We start from the raw sequence: 20,056 nt of genomic DNA, 5'->3' as shown, positions 1-20,056 counted from the left end.
AATCCCCCTTTGGTTTTCGCATAATCTGCCCTTCTGTCACCCGATGAGCGACGAAATCCAGCCACATAAACTTTATATCGGCCGCAGGAACTAAAAATTTAACCCCAAGAGAGAGATTAGATCAGGTATTCCGTCCGCCACTTCTCCTAGGAGGAAAGCAGAAACTACAATCTATGATTTTGAATATCGGCTCCCTCAGTTTTGTTAAATCTACAAAAAAGGCTCTTCCAGCTAAAATGCTGATAGTGCCTTTTGAGTTATTGTTGTACTATATGGTTAAATCATCCTTTCGTATGGATTATGCTACAAGAATAAGAGAATAATTAAAAAAATCCCGCCAACCCAATTAAGGTTAGCGAGATTTTTATCTTCTTAACGAAATGCTGTCCTAACCTGTGCTATGACAAAAGCGTTATTATCTCCTGAAATTTGGATGTAGTAATAGCCAGGGCGAGGATTTTTATGATGGCTCCTAATATTCAGGCTTTTCATTTCTGGCCTTAAAATTAGCTGGCTCATTAATATTGTATCCTCAGTCTCTGCATCTTCAAACAATAAATAGACACTAGCTTCTCCGGCTGCCATCATATCAATGGATAATTCAACTTCTTCATTATCAATATACAGCTTCTCACTCCTTACAAGCATATCATCTTCAGCTTTAGTTACATAGACCTACTTGCTTCCGGCGAAGGCGTTTGATGAAAACGAAAACATCAGAAAAGCAGCGATCATTACCAGCAACATTGGCTTTAACTTTTTCATATACAGTAATACCTCCATAATATGGTTTATATTACATAATAAGCTTATCCCAGTTAGTGTGTCGAAGTATCGCGTTTGTTGTCGCCAAGAAAAAATTTTCTACCAAAATACCACATACAGATATATTGCATTTCACTCGCCCCAAAACGGCCACTTATGGAAAGTAGAATGTCTTTTTGCAGTTGATCCCATAGAGAAGCCTTGCTCTTTGAATTGGACCCGGACAGTCAGCTGCAAAACCTGCAATTAGATTTCAACAACGAAGCGGGTTAGCCAGTTTTAATTGCATTTCCTACAACTCCCCCCAAACTTCTACGCCAGTCCTTCGAAAATGCCGATTTTAATTGCGGGTTTTGCATTTAAGCAAGCGCTTGGCTTCAATCGCCGATAAAGAATTGTGCATTTTACAACTAAATCATTCATTTCCTGGTGCGACGGACTCACCAAATAATTTCTGCAATTAAAAAAGCCTTGCCGCAACAACATTTGTTGCATCAAGGCTTGTCTTTTCTTTTTTCAGACTACTTCGATCCCCGCTCTTCCCCGACCTTCATGCGCAGGCGCGCGAAGAAGTCGAGCACCGGGCGTTTCGTTTTGCCGATGAGGCCGATGATTTCGGCGCCGATTTGCAGGAAAAATACCATGACGCAGATGACGACGAAGGTAACCCAGTTGGCGTTATACATCGCCGCCGAAGACTGGATGACCGCCAGTACGCCGAAAAACGCGGCGATGCCGTAGATAATCAGCACCGTCTGGCGGTGGCTGAAGCCCAACTCGCGCAGGCAATGGTGCAGATGTCCCTTGTCCGGGGAGAAGATCGGCTTCTTCTGCATCCAGCGGCGCACGATCGCGAACATTGTATCCGAAAGCGGCACGCCAATCAGAATGAGCGGCGTCAGGAAAGATACAATCGCTACCTGCTTGAAGCCCAGCAGCGACAGGAGCGCCAGGCAAAAGCCAAGGAACAGCGCGCCCGAATCGCCCATAAAGATTTTGGCAGGGTGAAAGTTAAAATACAGGAATCCCAGAATACTGCCGAGCAGCAGCAAGCATAAAAGCGCAACCATAACATTGCCCATAACAAAGGCCATGACGGCGATCGTGCCGATGGCAATCGCGGATACGCCTGCCGCCAAGCCGTCCAGTCCGTCGATCAGGTTGATCGCATTCGTCACGCCCACGATCCACAGGATAGTGAACGGAATCGCGATCCAGGTTTCCACGGCAGCATAAGAATGGAACGGAATATTTGCAAATTCAATCCGGATATCGAAACCGAACACAACGATGCAGGCCGTCGCGATTTGCACGAGAAATTTCAGCTTGGCCGGTAAATCGAAGCGGTCGTCCAAGGCTCCCAGCAGCACGGTAATCGAACCGCCGACCAGAAAGGCCTTGATGAAGTTCACTTCACGAAGCGTAAAAATCTCCGGAATAAACGGGAAAAGCAGAAGCATCGCAATAATAAACGAAGCGAAAATACCCAATCCGCCGAGTCTCGGCATAATTCGCGTATGAACTTTCCGGGCGTTTGGCACGTCCACGGCGCCGACGGCAAAAGCGAACTTTTTGACGAGCGGCGTTAATCCCAGGGCCAAGCCGAGCGAAACGATGAATCCGATGATATAAATCATCCACAACATTAAGTATTCGACCTCCAATTGTTCTGCCGGAATGAATTATACTCCGTTTAGCGAGAAACACCAACCCCGTATTTACGCAAAATTCCGATGTTTTGCAAATAAAACGCGACTTTTAGCCCATTTTCGTAAGGTTTTCTCTATCCCGCAGTACGCGCAACGCAAATTTGGGCAGCGCAAGCATTCTGCGGAAACGCGTAGGTTCCTTCAACAAACGGTACAACCATTCCAAGCGGAGCTTGCGAAAAGCGATTGGAGCTCTTTTGGCGCGGCCCGAAATGACGTCAAAGCTGCCGCCGACCCCCATTATCACCGGCACGCGCAGCTTTTCCTTATACTTGGCGATCCAGGGTTCCTGATTGTCCGCTCCCCGGGCGACAAACAGCAGGTGCGGAGCGGCTTTGACGATCTGTTCCACGACTTCTTCATCTTCATCCGGCCCAAAAAAACCGTCGCGGTAACCTGCGATCTCCGTCCCGGGATACTGCAGCGCCAACCGCCGGGCCGTTTCCTTGACCACTTCGGGCGCCGAGCCTAATAGATACACCTTCCATTGGTGACGTTCCCCCTGCCTCATCAGCTCGTGCAGCAGCTCGTACCCCGGAACCCGCTCGGTTACCGGGTCGCCCCCTTTTTGTGCAGCCCACACCAGCCCGGTGCCATCCGGAACTATAAGCTCGGCGTTCTTCATGATCTCCATATAGTCCGGGTTCTCCAGGGCCGCCATCATCATAATCGGATTGGCCGTAATCACCTGATGCGGCTTTCCTTCGTTGGCCGCCCGGGTCAAGTAGGCTACCGTATCCTTCATTCCCCACTTGCAGACGGGAACGCCGTACACCGATACCGTAGGAATCCGGTCCTTTGACTTCGTCATCACCTTGCTCACCCTTTGCTCCGTAAAAATTCCACGATCCGCCGCGCCGGCACGCGCGCCTCGCGTTTGAGGCCGGCGATTTGCGATGCACGCGTTTTACGCCAGACATCGCCTTCCTGCAGCAGACGCTCGCCCTCGGCGGCCAAAATCCGCGGGTCCAACTCCTCCGCCGTGCCGACCGGAACGCTCCCGATTCGGCCGAGAAATTGGTCGATCTTCGGGTCATACGAGACGCCGAGCAGCGGCACGTTTTGCGAGGCGGCATAGATCAAGCTGTGCAGCCGCATGCCGATCAGCAGGCTGCACTCGCTTACCTCCCGCAGCATATCCTGCGGGTGCTCCGTCTCCGGCGCAATGCTTACGGCGCAGCCGCATTCCGCCACATTTCCGAGCCGTTCCATCACGAAACGCGAAGCTTCGTCATCACCCGGGAAATGAAACGGCAAAAAGCGGATATGCACCGACTTGCGTCGACAAAGGAGCGACAGCCCCTCGGCCAGCTGCGTTAGCTCGGTCCGCTGCCGGTTCCAGAAGCGGACCGATACGCCAACGACCGGCAGAGGGGAGGCGGAGTCTATGCTTGAACCTTCCGTTTGCCCAGGGGTTGCAACGGAAATGCTCTCATTCGAATCACGTTCAACCGGTGAGTCCGCTCTGCTGCCGCCTTCCGGCAGCGTCAACCCCATTACCGGATCCGGGACCACCTCCACGTTGCCGCCGCGCAACCCCATGCTGCGCAGCAGGGCGGCCGATTCCGCATCGCGGACGGAGATGTAATCGCAGCGCCGGAAAACCGCGGCGATCAGCGGGCGGAAAAATTTGCGTTTTACCGGACCGATCCCCTGGGCATAAACAAAGGTAGGTTTGCCCATCCATTGGGCCAGTTTGATAAAGCCCAAATAATAAGGAATCGTCATGACCCCCGTCGCATCCTGCAGCAGGCTTCCCCCGCCGCTGATCAACCCGTCGCTGTCTTTTATAGCCTTCCTAACCTCGCTGAGTTTCATCCGGTGCACGGCTTCGACGCCATACGTCCGGCGCGTCCATTCCGGATCGTTCGACAGCACAACCGGCTTAATGTCGACCCCCGAGGTCAGCCCCTCTTCTTCCAGTGCGAGCAGGATCGACTTTAGCACCGCTTCGTCCCCACTGTTGCGAAATCCGTAATACCCCGACAAAACTATGGTTCTAGCAGTCGCGGCGACCATTTATCCCAGCACCTTTCAATGATTTGCCAAACCAGTACGGCAATCAATCCGAATACCAAACCAAGCCCGAGGCCCAATACGTCGCGAACCAGGGAAATCGCCGCCGGCGTATGAATATGGGCGAACGTGTCGACCATCGACAACTGCCCCATCACCGCCACGATCATCGCAAAAAACGCCCAGCGGTAACGGAAAGCGGCAAAAATACCGACGATAAACAACGGATGCGCCAGCAAAAACTCCTTGTTGCGCGGACGCACGCCAAACGTGTTCTCCAGGAACGAACGGAAGACCGCTTCGCCCGGCAGCAGCGTACCCGCATTCCCTGTACGAGTTAGGTAATAATACGCAGCGGCGGCAAGTACCGCGGCAAGCACGACCCAAATCACCGTGATGGGCATCTTCAGCCAATTTTTCAGCTCTTCCCATACGGAATTGCCCCGGTACAGGAAGACGTAAACGGCGATTAACAAAATCGGCATCAAATGCAGCAGGCTGACGCCGCGGAACTGATTCAACACCAGGCTGTACGTAATATTGTTAAGCAGTGCAATTACGAACGGAACCGCAGCAAGCGAGATGATCGCGGTTTTGACGTACAATACTAACGTATGCATTAATCTTCTTCCGCTTGCCATGCCCGGATGCTTGTCCCCCAGCTCCTGAATCTTGCGGATCGCCAGCACCATCGCCACGGTTGGTGCGCTGATCGCCACGAACAAAGCGAGCGCCTGCTCCAGCATCACCGGTTTCAGCACATACAGCCCGGCCGAGCCGATCAAACCGAGGGCAAACGCAGCCAGCGTGAGCGAAGGCAGAAAACAGGAAATCAGCAGAGCGACAAAAGCGACACCGCCCAAAACGGCCAAGGCTTTTAGATATTTCTGCCAACTGGAATCATGAATTTGGAAAGGCTCCGCCGTCCCTAGTTCAAATCCGTTGTTTTCTATACGCTGAATCGCATTGCCCGGTGCCAGCAGGGAATGAACCAGATTGTCGAGCGGGTTGGTGATCGCTGCTTTTCCGGCATCTTTGGACGGGGAAGCGTTCAAGTAAATCATCCGGATATTGCGGTCCTTAGCGGCCAATACAAAGCGGTCAGCCAAAGTAGCCGTATCCTGACCGGCTTCCGCATCTGCCAAAGAATGCAGCCGGACAACGTTGTAATCGATCAAATACGCCAGCTTGTTGAAGCCTTTTTGCGGCGCCTTCAAGCCTTCGATCGCGGCGATGCCGATGTGATATTTGTTCAGCAGCTCGGCAAAACCCTGCAAGCTGTTCATATTTTCATTGTCGTTATACCCTTTGACGGAGTCCCCGTCGAACAAAATGCGGGTTACTCCGTTTTCGGCGTAAAAAGCCAGTTGCCGGTCCATCGCTTGCTGATCGTAAGGCTTGCTGTCCGAAAGCCTTGGCAAAATATGAAACCCTTTGTCCCGCAGCATAGCAAACGCGATAGGATCTTGCGGCATCGGTTTCAGCACGGCTTCTTCCATGCCCATACCAATGATCAAGCCGCCATGGCCTTGATACTCCCAATCGGCCACCGAGGCGCCCAGATTCCGGAACGTTTCCTCAATCATCGGCCGAAGCTGCTTCTCGTTTTCCTCGCTGGTAAAAGCGATATAGGTGTAATTGCCGTCCGGGGAAATGACGGACTGGTTCAACTTCGCCGCTTCAAGCGCGCTAAACACCATGATCCGGCGCGCTTTCGACAACTCGTCGAGCGTGCTTTCAAACATCGCCATCGTGTGAATTCCGGCCGCTTTCAGCCGTTCGAGCTGTTCGTTCATATACGCCGCCGGATCCGCCTGATAAGAAGCGATCTCCAACAAACCGCGATAATTGAAAACAAACTCCACCTTATTGGAGGACGACTCCGTTTCCACCCGTTCATAAATTACCGGCACGGAAGCCACGATTCCGACAATCACCAATATCCACAACCATTTGCGGGAAAAGTTATTCCACCGCTGCCAACTTCGAATCACAAAGGTACCTCCTCAAAATGCATAAATGCAGTTGCTTAACGGCTGAAAGTTTGGGTCACCCTATCAAGAAGACAACTGCAAAAGCGCACATACGATGAGCTGTCCACGAAACCAATATTTCCATCATAAATGCACCATTGCAGTTAAATCTTCTCAAATTGTCATTTAAAATCTAAGAAATTGTAACAGGAGTTCTAGTCGATTAAGCGTCGACGCGAGCCAGTACTTCGTCCTGGATTCGTCCAAGCCGCGCTGAAGCATCTTCACTCGACGTACCGCAAACGCCAAAATAAAATTTGATTTTCGGCTCCGTACCGGAAGGCCGCAAGCAGAACCAGGAGCCGTCCTCCAGCAAAAATTTCAGCACGTTCTCCTTCGGCAAGCCGTCCAGGCCAAGCGAGTAATCGAGCATTTCGTTAACCTGCACGCCCCCGATTTGCTGCGGCGGATTGCTGCGGAAATTCTCCATCAACTCGCCGATTTTAGCCAGACCGTCCTTGCCTTTCAGCGTGCGGGACGCCAGCGCTTCGCGGTAATACCCAAACTGCGCGTACAGCTCCCCCAGCACGTCGATCAGCGTTTTGCCTTGGCGCTTGTAATAAGCCGCGGCCTCGCAGATCAGAGCCGACGCCACTACCGCGTCTTTGTCGCGAGCATAATTGCCGGCCAGATATCCATAGCTTTCCTCATAGCCGAACAAATAAGTATAGTCTTGCGTTTTTTCGAATTGGTCCATTTTTTCGCCGATATATTTGAAACCGGTCAGCGTATTAAACACCGTTGCTCCGTAATGGCGGGCAATCGCCGCGCCGAGTTCGCTGGTGACGATCGTTTTGACGACCGCCCCGTTCGCCGGAAGCGTACCGGCTGCTTTCATTTGGCTTAATACATAGTGTACAAGCAATGAGCCCGATTGGTTACCGGTAAGTATTTCATATTCTCCGGTTGCCGTTCTGACGACAGCTCCCATCCGATCGGCATCCGGGTCCGTTCCGATCAGCAGATCGGCTCCCGCTTGTTTACCCAGTTCAATCGCCATGGCAAACGCCTCGCGCTCCTCCGGATTCGGCGATTTCACGGTGGAGAAGTTCGCGTCCGGCTGCTCCTGCTCTTTCACGATGTGCACCTGCGTGAAGCCCAGCTTCTCCAATACGCGGCGCACCGGCACATTACCTGTGCCATGAAGCGGCGTAAAGACGACGACCAACTCTTTGGCCGCTCCCGCCAACAGCAGCTCCCGGTTCACGCTGGTGCGGGCAACCGTCTCCGCAAACGCCTCATCCTCCGCTTCGCCTAGCCAAACGAGCAGCCCCTTCGCTTCCGCTTCCTCGCGAGTCAGGCGCTTCACCTGCGCAAACGCGCTGACTTCCTGAATGTTCGCGATGACGCGTTCCGCTTCATGCGGCACCAATTGACCGCCCGAAGCGTTGTACACCTTGTACCCGTTGTATTCCGGCGGGTTATGGCTGGCCGTAATGACAATCCCCCCCGTCGCGTTCAAAGCCCGTACGGAAAAAGATAGCTGCGGCGTAGGACGGAGCGACGGAAACAGCTTGGCGGCGATTCCGTTGCCGGCCAAAACCAGCGCCGCCTCCAGCGCAAACTCCGGCGAAAAATGGCGGCAATCATGAGCGATAACCACCGACGGTTTCCCTTCCTTGCCGGCATGCGCTTCCAGAATATATTGGGCGAAGCCTTGCGTAGCCCGCGCCACCGTATAGCGGTTCATCCGGTTGCTGCCGGCGCCGATCACGCCGCGAAGCCCGCCGGTTCCGAATTCGAGATCCCGGTAGAACCGGTCCTCCAGTTCCTTCGGATCGTTCTCTAAACTGCGCAGCTCCTGCTTGGTCGCTTCATCTACGGAAGGGTCCTGCAACCATCCCTCCACTTTCGCTTTGATGGATGCGCTGATTTCAGTCATGGTTCATGCTCCTCCTTGTTTTCTCCTTATTGCAATGCGAACATAATCTCGCCTTCGGCAACCACTTTCTCATCGACCTTGGCCACCGCGTGTCCTTTGCCGATCGAGCCTTTCAGGCGGATAATCTCAACCTCCAAGCGAAGCGTATCGCCGGGAACGACTTGGCCGCGGAACCGGAAATTGTCCAAACCGGCCAGGAAGCCGATTTTGCCGCGATTGGCCTCGACCTGCAAAATCGCTACCGCCCCTACCTGGGCGAGCGCTTCCGTAATCAGTACGCCGGGCATGACGGGATACTCCGGAAAATGTCCGGTGAAAAACGGCTCGTTGATCGTTACGTTTTTGATCCCAACCGCCCGTTTTCCCACCTCCAGCTCCACGATCCGGTCAACCAGCAAAAACGGAGGGCGGTGCGGAATGATCTCCTGTATCTGTTTAATATCCAGCATATGTATCTCCTTTCGGTTTTAAAGAAATAGCGGATGACCTCGCCTGAATAAAACGGCCGGCATTCGGTCAAACTGTAGTTATCCTTCGCATCTGCGCAAAGCGAAGGTTAAGATAAGGGGCTTATCCGCAGACGGCGTCAGCGCCGCTTACGGATGAAGCCCTTTTGAACTGTTTTTTCGCCATACGGTCCCCCATCATTATACATTTTCCGCAGGCAAAAAGAAAACTCCCATTGCAGGGAGTTGTGGACATTTCCGCTCAATTTCTACTATAATAATGTGTCCTCTTAAGGGGCGAACACCAGATCAAACACATGCCGCCAGGTGGCCCATTGCCAGATGTCCGATGCGTCCTGCTTCCCGAACACAACGTAACCGACGACGGCGCCTCCCACCAAAGCGACGAGCAGGAACAATAAGATAAGTACGATGCGCAGGATTACGATCCAGGCAGCCCGCTTGGGTTCAGGGCGACGTTCTTCAGTCATGGAACTCCCCACCTATCCGCGCAAGTTGTTGGCCAGACCCATCATCGTCTCGCTGGACGTCAAGGCGCGTGCCGAAAGTTGATAAGCCCGCTGCACCTGAACCATCTCCGCCATCTCATCGGTCAAATCCACGTTGGATTGTTCCACCGCTCCCTGCCGGACTCCTGCCTGTTTCCCCACTGGAAGCGTCAGCGTATCGACAAGTGCATCGGCTTCATTTACGCCGTCAGCCAATACGAACAAATTACCGTCCCGTTGACGCAGCGCCTCCGGCCGCTCCGGCGTCAGCAAAGCGATCCGGCCTACTTCCGTCACCTCTTCCCCAAGCGTCGCCCGGATATTGCCCGCACCGTCAATTTCCAGTTTGGCTCCGGCCGGGATTTCAATGGGTTCTCCGTCAGAGTTGAGCACCACATATCCCTGGTTGTTCATTAGATAGGAGCTTTCCCCATCATTCGGATTCGGCTGAATGTGAAAATCCCCGGCCCGCGTATAAGCTTTGACCCCATCCGGCGTCAGTACGCTAAACAGAGCGTTTCCTTCGATCGCCAGATCGGTGGCGTTCCCGGTTTCCTTGATCGAGCCTTGCTGGAAATTCAACGCCACATGAGACAATCTCGAACCAAAGCCCAAATTGAACCCGGACGGCGTCGCCCGGCCCGTCAAATTATTGAATTTGGGAATTTGCTGTTGCACCTCGGTTAATGTATCTTCAAACGAGGCCTCTTTACGCTTATACCCCACGGTATTCACATTCGCGATGTTATCGGCAAGCAAATCGAGACGCTGCTGGATTCCGCCCATCGATACCATGGCGCTGATCATGGAGTTGTTCATGCCATACCTCCCTATTCCCTAGCCCGCGTTATACGCGGCCGATTTCATTTACCGCTTTTTCCAAACTCTTATCATAATATTGGATAATTTTCTGATTCGACTCATACGCCCGCTGGGCAGCCATCAGGTCGACCATCGACTGGGCCGCGTCCACATTGGATACTTCCAGATATCCCTGACGAACGGACGCACCGTCAGCGGCCGGATCAAAAGTTCGGATGCCGGCGGCCGTTTCATCTTGGGCGACATACACACCGTTCCCTTCACGGACCAATTGCTGCGGACGGTCCGCAACAACGATGCCGAGGGCGGCAACCGGAACCGTCGTTCCCGTATTGTTATCATAAGTCGTCAATTGCCCGGCGGCACTGCTTTTCAAACTGTCTACCGACATTCCGGCGGCCAGAACAATAGCGTTTCCTTGATCGTCCAAAACGCGGTAACCGGTCGAAGTTCTAAGCTCGCCCGCAGCGTTCACGTTAAAATTGCCATCTCTCGTGTATCGGACATTGCCGTTCTCATCCGCCACGGCAAAAAACGCCTGGGGCTGATAAGTCACCGTTCCGTCCTGCCCGACGTATTTCCCCGAGGCGTCGAAAGCAATCGGCTCACCGGTAGCCGGATCGTCCAAACTCAAGCTGGAAACGAGGGCAAAATCGGTGCTTTTTTGCGTCTCCTTCAGATCGCCTTGAACGAACGCAGGCAAGCTTTCCTCCGCAAACACCCCGGTCACCAGCTTTCCGATCGGAGCGGGGCTTCCCGAGCGCTTGTCCCCCATCAATGCGATCAGCATCTCCGGAAAAGAGTGCGCTACCGAATTCACCTGTTTGTACCCCGGCGTATTGAGATTGGCGATATTTTGCGTCACCGTATCGTGGCGGCGCTGCTCCGCAAGCATCCCCGAAGCCGCCGTATAAAGACCTCTTAACATGGCCATCCCTCCATCTGCCCAATTTTATGTTCAATTGCCCCGCGGCAATAACATTCCTACATTAATAATATCGTCGGATCAGATCTTTTTCTTGAGGGCCTTGTCCAAATTATCGAGCATGATGCCGGTCCCCTTCACTACGCAGTGCATCGGATCTTCCGCGATCAGCACCGGTACGTGCAGCTCCTCCGCGAGCAGTTCGTCAAGTCCGTTCAGCAGAGCGCCACCGCCGGTCAAAATCACGCCGCGGTCGATAATGTCGGCGGATAATTCCGGCGGAGTGCGCTCCAGCACCGATTTTGCCGCCGCCACGATGTTCGAAACCGGATCGGCAAGCGCCTCCTGCACCTCGTTAGCCTTAATCGTCACGGTCAGCGGAAGCCCGGAAACCATGTCCCTCCCGCGAATATCCATTTCATCCAACCGTCCGTTCGGATAAACCGTTCCGATCTTGATTTTGATATCTTCCGCCGTCCGTTCGCCGATGAGCAGCTTGTACTTCGACTTAATATATTTAATAATGGCGGCATCGAACTTGTCCCCCGCGACTTTAATGGACGAAGCCGTGACGATGTCCCCCATGGAGAGCACCGCCACATCCGTCGTCCCGCCGCCGATGTCGACAACCATGTTGCCGCTCGGTTCGTAAATATCCATCCCGGCCCCGATGGCTGCCGCCTTCGGTTCCTCTTCCAAGAAAACTTCTTTGGCGCCGCTGCGCTCAGCGGCTTCGCGAATCGCTTTCTGCTCAACCGAGGTGATGTTCGTCGGCGCGCAGATCAGAATCCGCGGGTGGCTGTACCAGCTTCTTCCCCCAACGCGATCGATAAAATACTTCAGCATCGTTTCCGTAATTTCAAAATCGGCGATAACCCCGTCCCTCAAAGGACGGATCGCAGTGATGTTGCCCGGCGTACGCCCAACCATTCGCCTCGCTTCTTCGCCAACGGCCATAACGCGTTTTCCTTCGCTGTCGATCGCCACGACGGAAGGTTCGTCCAGAACAACTCCCTTTCCTTTAACGTGAATCGCCACATTGGCCGTGCCTAAATCAATACCAATATCCTTGCTCATCATTACGATGCTCCCCCAAAGCGTATTTTTAACGGATCACGGAAAAGACGGTACAGCCATTTCCAGAGCCCTATGGTAAAAGTCCCACATCTCAGAAGTCGGATTCGACAAAAGCCGATCATAATCGTTAAAATTCGGGAATGATGGATAGAAGTCCACGATCTTATACCTTAGTTAAAAATACCATACTTTAGGGGATGTATTCAATCCTAATCCGCTTAAAGCAATCTTAATATTTACCCATTAGTTTACCGTGCTAATCACCTCGCGTTTAGACTGCCCTTTTTTCTTATACTTGATCTTGGTCGCTTCTCCACCCCGCAGGTGACGGATCGACTTGTGGTACTCGAGAATGTGTTTGACCTGATCGGCCAAATCCGGATTGATCTCCGGCAGACGTTCCGTTAAATCTTTGTGCACCGTGCTCTTCGACACCCCAAACTCCTTGGCGATCGTTCGAACCGTGTGCCGCGTCTCAACGATGCACCGGCCTATTTTAATCGTCCGTTCCTTGATGTAATCGTGCACGCTCCCGCCTCCCTCTGCTTCGAGATAGTTTGGTACATTATATGAGTGGCGGGCCTATATATTCTTTGTTTCCAAGCCTGACAAGCTTCCGTGGAACCAATTTATTTTCGGGGCATGCAAACGGCTGCCGATAAACGGATGAAAAGTGCAAACGGCATTGCTTTCTTTGGAGAGATTATAGGGGGGCTGAAGAATGCTTGCCTAACGGATAAAAAAGCGGAGGACTTTCGCCCTCCGCCATTGCCGGCGATCCGGGTGGCCGGATCGTTCGGCGTTCTGTTGATACTAATTTAGCCGGGTTGGTTAGTTTTTCGGAAGCACCGTTTCCGGATTCACCAGCTCGTCGTTTTCATAAACGGCGAAGTGTACGTGGTTGTCGAGATCTTTTTCCATCTCGTTGCGTCCGGCGCTGCCGACCACATCGCCCTGCTTCACTTCGGCGTCTTTCTTCACTTTTACTTCCGACAAGCTTTCGTACACGGTTTTCAGGTTGTTGGCATGGGTAATTTCCACGACATAACCGAGCAGCGGAACTTCCTCCACCCGCGTCACTTTCCCGCTCATCGCGGCTTGCACATCAAACGGCTTGCCGTCTTCGCGCGCCAGGTCGATCCCGGTGTTCGGCGTAAACGTATCGTTATACTGCACCAATGCCGCCTGATGCTGCTCCGCCGTAGCGTCCTTTTCATAGAACGGCTTGACGACGGATACCTCGGACACATTCGCGACCGGCCATGCCAGATCTTCGGAGGAAGCGATCACCTCGGCTGCCTCTCCTCCTTGCGTCTCTTCCTGGCCCGTCACTCCTTCATCGCCGGACAGGTTTACGGAGTCGGTCACGCTGGCGGGGGTCGAGTCCATCGGCTTGTTGCTCGCATCCTGGTAGACCCACACTAAGGTTAGTATAATTGCCGCTGCCGCCACATATGCTGCCGGGTAAACCCATCTCTTCGACAATAATCTTTTCCACGCAGATACCGGAGCTGCCGGTTCTCCCAATCCAATTTTAGGAGATTCTTCGCGGGACTGTTTCTTTTGGTCTTGTTCATTCATTTGGTTATCACCTCAGTAACCATTGTTACCGGGGCGGATTCTTTTATACTCGGATTATATTAAAATTTCAAAAAAAGTTAGAATACAAGTTTGCATCCTTTTCGGCTACTTTAAAAAATGCGAGGCCTGCTGGAAGGCAATCCCCGTATAGTAGTGTTTTAAAATCTGCGTGGCCGTGAAACCCTGCTTGGCCATGCCGTTGGCCCCCCACTGGCTCATTCCGACGCCGTGGCCGTACCCGTAGGTGGTGATCTTCACCTCGCCTGCGTCCAGCGTCATCGTAAACTGGCTTGAGCGCAGACCCAGCTTTTCCCTAACTTCTCGTCCGGTATACACCTTGCCGCCGACGCGGACTTCTTTTACTCGCCTCCCGGTCGTCCAGGACAGCACTTTAAACGGGGCGGATTTGAGGGAGGCGGGTGCCTGCCGGTTTGTACCGCCGCTCCCAAAAACGGCTTTGACATCCTCCGGCATCTCTTGACCCAGTTTGCCGAACAGCTCAGCCACCGGCAAACGGACGGTTTCCCGATTCCCGGGATTGACGCTCGCGTCCCAAGGGCTTGGAACACTGCGCAAATAGGGTATTTTCAAAGACCAGTATTCCTCGGAATTTTCCGTGTATCCTCCGCTGGAGGAAAAAAAGGAGGCGGTGATAGGCTGGCCTCGGTAGGTCATGACGATTCCCTGCGTTTGCCGGACCGCTTCCTGCAGCTTGGCCAACTGCTCCGCTTTGCCGTCCGTTTTCCATGCGTTCAAAACGGAGCGCGAGAGGTAGACCTGATGGTCGACCGTATCGGTAACGTCGGCGTTTTCCGCCGAAACCCCACTCGTGTCGCCGGCGGCCAGGCGGCGGACGATGAAAGTGCGGGCCGCGATCGCCTGCGCTTTGAGCGCCGCCAGCTCAAAGTCCGCCGGCATTTCGGCGGCGATGACGCCGGTCACGTATTGTTCGAGCGGCACGGTTTCGACGGCGCCGGTGCGCGACAGGTAAACGCGCACCGGCGTGTCCGCCAGCGGGGCCGGGGCCTCGCCGGCCTGCGGCGGATTGGCGCCAGCCGCGCCCGGCGGCGCTGGCGCCTGCACAGCGGCGGGCGGCGTGCCCGGCACCGCCGCCGGGTCCGTGCGCGCGGCCGGCGCATGCGCCGCGCGCCAGGCGTGCAGCGCTGGCAGCAGCAGCGCCAGCGCCAGCGCGGCGAGCGCCGCCTGCCAGGCGGCGCGCCGCCCGCCCCATCCGCCCGCCTGGCGGCGGATGGGTGGCTTTCGCGTGCGCACGCTGACGCGCACGCGGTCCGTGCCCGCCCGCGCGCGGGCGTCTGCGACGCGCGCGGGCGCCTCCGCCGCGGACCGCTCCGCGCCGCGCGGATCGCCTGCCGCCACACGCGGCTTCACCCCGCTGGCGGATTCCGCCGCCCCCGGCTTCGCCCCGCGCACGGCCCCTCCCGCTACCCGCGGCTTCGCCCCGCTCGCTGTTTCTATCGCCGCACCCGCTTTTGCCCGGCTTGCGGTTTCTGCTGTCCCCGGCTTCGCGCCACGTACGGTCTCTACTGCTATCTGCGGTCTCCCACCGCTAACACTTTCTTCCACTGCCCCCGTCCTCGCTCCGCGCTCGCCCCCTCCTACTGCTTGCAGCTGCGCACCGCTTGCAGCCTTTGTCGCCCCCGCGAGCTTGGCATCACTCGCGCTTTTCCCTGCCACCGTTGCCGTTGCATCGCCAGCGGCTTTCCCCGCCAGCGCCAGCCTCGCCCCGCCAACCGCCTCCTCCGGCTTACGGCCGTCTGCCCGTGCCGCCGGCGGCCTTCCCTCCGCCGTACTGCCCGCCGGCCTCTCCTGCCTTGGCGCGACGTTTATTTTCAAAGAATGCGTTTTTTCCTGCAGCAACTGAGTTACCTCCATCGGATTCTGACTGCCGCGATCTTCCATAACGATCGCATCCTAGCTTTTGCCCCGTTATATCGTTTGATCGCTATACTCATAGATATGAGTTTTCAGAATCTGCTAGAACCGAAAAACTTAGAATGTGACGGCAAGCTACCGAATTTCCGATGTTTTGAAAGGTTCGTTTCAGGACAAAAAAGCATAACAAATCAAAAGCAGCTGCGGTTCAGACTGCAAAGATCCCGATAAGGCGACTTCCGTTAATTTGATGATACAAGCAGCTCCTAGGTCCGAAAAAGTTCTCTCCCCCACTAGCGCTGCATTAAGCCACAACTATTCTAACGGTTGCCACAACCGCTATCCGCTCAAAAAACGTTGATTTCAAATTGTAACGGTTACTATAGCGCTTATTTCACTGACACCCGGCTCATTTTGCTTAAACTCAGGCAAATAACGCTTCTCACATCCGTTAAAATTTTGAAAAGGGCTTTTTTCGGAAAATAGCCGCTGCTACGACCGTTAGATTTCCTGCAAGCCCACTTTTATTTCGAACACTAAGCCTTTGCGGGAAAACTGAAATGTATCAAGACAACAAGTTGTCTTGTGCAGGAGTTTGAGTTTACGCAACGCCAGTGTTCCCGCCCTCGGTTTGGCCATTTCCCGCCTACTATGCCCGTTAAGGATATGGGGCAAACACGGCGATGGCCGAATTGACCCCGGCGCTCCGCGCAAAGCTCATGACTGTTTTGGGCACAAAAAAACGGCATGGAATACCATACCGTCTTCAAGCTGCTCATCGAGCTTACTTATCTGATTAGCTTATTTAATGATTTGTCCAATTACTTGTTTAGATCATTAATCTAGTCCGCCTATCTATTTCACTTGCCTGACCTTTGCCCATCCATTTCACACTGCTCATCCCGTTTCCTTCCCAGCTTAAAGCTGAAACTAGGACTGTACCTCCGCCGATTTCGGGAGCGGCTTCTGGCTTTTGTAGGTTTCGCCCCATTCCTTCATTTTTAGAATGATCGGGACCAGGGTCTGGCCGAATTCGGTTAACGAATATTCCACCTTCGGGGGCACTTGATGATAAACCTCGCGGTGAACGATGCCGTCCTGCTCCAGTTCTCTGAGCTGCAGCGTCAGCATCCGTTGGGTGATTGTCGGGCAAATCCGCCGGAATTCATTGAACCGGATCGGTCCGTTGATTAAATGATACAGCAGCAAGCCTTTCCACTTGCCGCCGATGACGTCCAGCGTATATTCGACCGGGCAGCCTTCTTCATTAGGACAGGCACCGTAGCCGCTTTTGCGATCGCGCATCCTTATTCAACTCCTTAATAGAGGCGGTTCAAAAAGTCATCTTTTGAAGGCATTAAGAAAGAAACAGATGTCCTAGCCTTAGCTTCCTTCATCGCAAGAAAAACAACGCTAACGCGGTCTGTCTCCCAAGTTTGTGCGCCCGCCTCGGCTAAAATCCGACTTTTTGAATTCGCATTATTAAATTCGCATTAATAGTATACAAATGAATACTACATAACATGATTGTGCGTACTTACAATTTTAAAGCACATGCATTACATTAACAAGTGTTAAGGGAAAATCCATTTAATCAGATACGGAGGTTCATAAAGATGGCTAAAGAAATGATGAAAGCGGTAGGGTTCTATAAGTATTTACCGATTAACGATCCGGAAAGTCTGCTGGATGTGGAAATTGAAAAGCCGGTGCCGGGCGGCAAAGATTTGCTGGTAAAAGTCAAAGCGATCTCCGTAAACCCGGTAGACGTTAAGGTGCGTTCCCCCAAAAACCGTACCGAACAAACGCCGCGCGTAATCGGCTGGGATGTCGCCGGGATTGTGGAGCAAGTTGGTCCGGAAACGACGTTGTTTCAGCCTGGCGATGAAGTGTATTATGCCGGGAGCATCGTCCGGGCCGGGGGAAACAGCGAATTCCACCTTGTGGATGAACGGATCGTCGGACGCAAGCCGGCATCGCTAGGATTTGCCGAGGCGGCGGCTCTGCCTTTGACCGGGATTACCGCCTGGGAGGGCCTGTTCCACCGGCTTGGCATCTCCCAAAACGCTGGCGATAACGCCGGCAAATCGCTGCTCGTTATCGGCGCTGCCGGAGGCGTCGGCTCCATCGCCACGCAGTTGGCCAAACTCGCCGGGTTGACGGTCATCGGCACCGCTTCGCGGCCCGAGTCCGCCGATTGGGCCAAACAAATGGGAGCCGATCACATTATCAATCATTATGAAGCGTTTGTTCCGCAGTTCCAAAAGATCGGCATTAAGCACGCGGATTACATCTTCTGCCTGAATAGCACGGAAAAGCATTGGGGAAACATGGCGGAAGCGATCGCCCCGCAAGGAAAAATCTGCTCGATCGTGGAAACCGATGAGCTGCTGAATTTGACGCTCCTGCAGGATAAAAGCGCAACGTTCGTCTGGGAGCTGATGTTTACCCGCCCGATGTTTCAAACGGAAGACATGATCGAACAGCATAAGCTGCTAAGCGAGTTGTCCCGGCTCGTGGATAAGGGCAAAATTCGTACAACGATAGCTGAAAAGCTGGAACCGATCAATGCCGCCAACTTGCGCCAAGCTCACGCCATGGTGGAAACAGGCCGGACCATCGGCAAAATCGTTCTAGAGAACTTTAGTTGACCAACGTACTTGGACGATTAGTTGCAAAAGTTACAACTGGATTTAATCCAAGATACGGATTTGTATATTTTAAATGTATTTCCTGCATCTACACCCAAACATGTCCGCCAGCCTTGCTGATTAATCAGATATAATTGTAGGGTTTGCAATTATACAAGCGCTTGGCTACATATCCGTATTAATAACTTTATGTTTTGCAACTATTCAACGGTTCACCCTCGCGGTAGTTTTCCTTCCGTTATCAGGATGCTGATATCTTTAAACAAAAAACCATGCTGCCACCAGCATGGTTCTTTTCACTCCTATGATAATAACCATCATTTCGGTCATGCACGGAAAAAAGCTTGCTTCATTACGCCCAGGAAGGCTGGATTTTCAAAACAGGCATTTCCTCCTTGATGGTTACCGGAACTTTTTCGGCTTCCTGCGAGGTCTGTTTCTCGTCTACGGAGATCCGCCAAATGTCCGCGCCAAGTCCGGACAATTTCTCGGCCAAATGAACGTAACCCCGGTCGATGTGATGCGTTCCGCTCACTTCCGTCGTTCCGTCGGCAGCCAGCCCGGCGATAATCAACGCCGCACCCGCGCGCAGGTCGGTCGCGCAAACTTTGGCTCCGCTCAGCTTGGACTCGCCGGTGACGATTGCGCTGCGGCCCTCCACCTTAATCTCCGCATTCATCAAGCGGAATTGGTCCACATGCATAAACCGGTTTTCGAAAACCGTCTCGGTAATTACGCTCGTTCCTTGGGACACGAGCAGCAGGGCCATCATTTGCGACTGCATGTCGGTCGGGAATCCCGGGTACGGCAAGGTTTTGACGTCTACCGCTTTAAGCGGCTTGCCGGCGATGACGCGGACGCCGTTTTCCTGGACTTCCACAATCACGCCCATCTCTTCCAGTTTGGAAATGACCGGCCCCAAATGATCGGCGATCGCCCCTTCGACAAACACGTTTCCGCCCGTAACGGCGGCGGCAATCATAAAGGTTCCGGCTTCGATGCGGTCGGGAATGACGGTATGCTCGCAGCCGTGCAGCTTCTCCACGCCTTCGATGCGGATGACGCCGGTTCCCGCGCCGCGAACTTTCGCGCCCATTCCGTTCAAGTAATTGGCCAGATCGACGATTTCCGGTTCCTTGGCCGCATTTTCGATGACGGTCGTCCCTTCCGCCAACGTTGCTGCCATCATGATGTTTTCCGTCGCTCCGACGCTGGCCACGTCGAGATATATTTTAGCGCCGCGAAGCCGCCCCTGCGATTTGGCTTCAATAAAGCCGTGACCAAGGTTGATTTCCGCTCCCATCGCTTCAAACCCTTTTAGATGCTGGTCAATCGGCCTCGTTCCGATTGCGCATCCTCCCGGCAGCGAAATTCGGGTGAAACCCATCCGTGTCAGCAAAGGACCCATGACAAGAAAAGACGCCCGCATTTTGCGCACCCATTCATAAGGGGCTTCACATGAAGCGATGTGCTGCGCGTTCACCGTGATCACTTCCCGGTCATATGTAACTGTCGCTCCAAGTGACTCCAAAACTTTATTGATGGTCATTACATCGTCAAGCGGAGGAGCATCGCGAATGACGCTGATTCCTTCCTCACCTAATAAAGACGCTGCAATGATCGGTAGCACTGAATTTTTAGCACCGCTTACTTTTACGTTCCCGGCCAATACATTGCCACCGCGGACGATAAATTTGCTCATCATGGTTCCCTCCGCGCGTTCATTTTCACTTTTTTTCCCCGATTG

The 20,056-nt window shown here is 53.6% G+C and carries 17 protein-coding genes; 1 reads left to right on the top strand and 16 read right to left on the bottom strand.

The window, feature by feature from the left end:
• Positions 1-372: 372 nt before the first annotated feature.
• The 15 genes from NYE74_RS06730 to NYE74_RS06660 form a co-directional block, all read right to left on the bottom strand.
• Positions 373-648 (bottom strand): hypothetical protein, encoded by a 276-nt coding sequence (locus tag NYE74_RS06730; RefSeq protein ID WP_051985218.1) that lies wholly within the window; start codon positions 646-648, stop codon positions 373-375.
• A 638-nt stretch (positions 649-1,286) separates the two neighbouring features.
• The gene (locus tag NYE74_RS06725) at positions 1,287-2,408 is read right to left on the bottom strand and encodes a glycosyltransferase family 4 protein (RefSeq protein WP_036627422.1); all 1,122 of its coding nucleotides are present in this window, start codon (positions 2,406-2,408) and stop codon (positions 1,287-1,289) included.
• Positions 2,409-2,523: 115 nt separating this feature from the next.
• Positions 2,524-3,285: a WecB/TagA/CpsF family glycosyltransferase gene (locus NYE74_RS06720; protein WP_124333305.1), complete on the bottom strand. Its 762-nt coding sequence runs from the start codon at positions 3,283-3,285 to the stop codon at positions 2,524-2,526.
• 8 nt (positions 3,286-3,293) lie between these two features.
• The gene (gene csaB / locus NYE74_RS06715) at positions 3,294-4,493 is read right to left on the bottom strand and encodes a polysaccharide pyruvyl transferase CsaB (protein ID WP_341004663.1); all 1,200 of its coding nucleotides are present in this window, start codon (positions 4,491-4,493) and stop codon (positions 3,294-3,296) included.
• The gene (locus tag NYE74_RS06710) at positions 4,466-6,484 is read right to left on the bottom strand and encodes a DUF5693 family protein (RefSeq protein WP_341004662.1); all 2,019 of its coding nucleotides are present in this window, start codon (positions 6,482-6,484) and stop codon (positions 4,466-4,468) included. The genes csaB and NYE74_RS06710 overlap by 28 nt, the downstream gene beginning before the upstream one ends.
• Before the next feature lie 202 nt (positions 6,485-6,686).
• Positions 6,687-8,405: a phospho-sugar mutase gene (locus NYE74_RS06705; protein ID WP_341004660.1), complete on the bottom strand. Its 1,719-nt coding sequence runs from the start codon at positions 8,403-8,405 to the stop codon at positions 6,687-6,689.
• Between the two features lie 26 nt (positions 8,406-8,431).
• Positions 8,432-8,854 carry a 3-hydroxyacyl-ACP dehydratase FabZ gene (gene fabZ, locus NYE74_RS06700; protein WP_036619262.1) on the bottom strand — a complete coding sequence of 141 codons (423 nt, stop codon included), beginning with the start codon at positions 8,852-8,854 and terminating at the stop codon, positions 8,432-8,434.
• 287 nt (positions 8,855-9,141) lie between these two features.
• Complete coding sequence (locus NYE74_RS06695) at positions 9,142-9,342, bottom strand: DNA-directed RNA polymerase subunit beta (RefSeq protein WP_036619260.1); 201 nt, start codon at positions 9,340-9,342, stop codon at positions 9,142-9,144.
• A gap of 12 nt (positions 9,343-9,354) precedes the next feature.
• Entirely contained in the window at positions 9,355-10,179 is an 825-nt protein-coding gene (locus NYE74_RS06690; protein ID WP_036619258.1) for a flagellar hook-basal body protein, read from the bottom strand.
• Between the two features lie 28 nt (positions 10,180-10,207).
• Entirely contained in the window at positions 10,208-11,110 is a 903-nt protein-coding gene (locus NYE74_RS06685; protein WP_036619256.1) for a flagellar hook-basal body protein, read from the bottom strand.
• A 78-nt stretch (positions 11,111-11,188) separates the two neighbouring features.
• Positions 11,189-12,187, bottom strand: a complete 999-nt coding sequence (locus NYE74_RS06680; RefSeq protein WP_036619254.1) for a rod shape-determining protein — start codon at positions 12,185-12,187, stop codon at positions 11,189-11,191.
• Positions 12,188-12,427: 240 nt separating this feature from the next.
• On the bottom strand, positions 12,428-12,712 hold the full coding sequence (spoIIID, locus tag NYE74_RS06675; protein WP_124333302.1) for a sporulation transcriptional regulator SpoIIID: 285 nt from the start codon (positions 12,710-12,712) through the stop codon (positions 12,428-12,430).
• A 303-nt stretch (positions 12,713-13,015) separates the two neighbouring features.
• A complete protein-coding gene (locus tag NYE74_RS06670) occupies positions 13,016-13,765 on the bottom strand; it encodes a M23 family metallopeptidase (RefSeq protein WP_213509698.1) in 750 nt (249 codons plus the stop codon).
• Between the two features lie 105 nt (positions 13,766-13,870).
• Positions 13,871-15,685 (bottom strand): stage II sporulation protein D, encoded by a 1,815-nt coding sequence (gene spoIID, locus NYE74_RS06665; RefSeq protein ID WP_249732484.1) that lies wholly within the window; start codon positions 15,683-15,685, stop codon positions 13,871-13,873.
• A gap of 903 nt (positions 15,686-16,588) precedes the next feature.
• The gene (locus tag NYE74_RS06660; protein WP_036619246.1) at positions 16,589-16,963 is read right to left on the bottom strand and encodes a winged helix-turn-helix transcriptional regulator; all 375 of its coding nucleotides are present in this window, start codon (positions 16,961-16,963) and stop codon (positions 16,589-16,591) included.
• A gap of 311 nt (positions 16,964-17,274) precedes the next feature.
• On the opposite strand from NYE74_RS06660, the gene NYE74_RS06655 reads away from it, so the two are divergent.
• Positions 17,275-18,309 carry a zinc-binding alcohol dehydrogenase family protein gene (locus NYE74_RS06655; RefSeq protein WP_124333301.1) on the top strand — a complete coding sequence of 345 codons (1,035 nt, stop codon included), beginning with the start codon at positions 17,275-17,277 and terminating at the stop codon, positions 18,307-18,309.
• A 352-nt stretch (positions 18,310-18,661) separates the two neighbouring features.
• Here the strand turns inward: NYE74_RS06655 and murA are convergent, their stop codons facing one another.
• Entirely contained in the window at positions 18,662-20,011 is a 1,350-nt protein-coding gene (gene murA / locus NYE74_RS06650; protein WP_036619242.1) for a UDP-N-acetylglucosamine 1-carboxyvinyltransferase, read from the bottom strand.
• Positions 20,012-20,056 lie beyond the last annotated feature (45 nt).

Origin of the sequence: Paenibacillus sp. FSL P4-0127, from assembly GCF_038007325.1 — a bacterium.
GTDB classification, from domain to species: Bacteria; Bacillota; Bacilli; order Paenibacillales; family Paenibacillaceae; genus Fontibacillus; species Fontibacillus macerans.
Note: the sequence above shows the minus strand (reverse complement) of the source record. Positions and strands in the feature narration are given on the sequence as shown.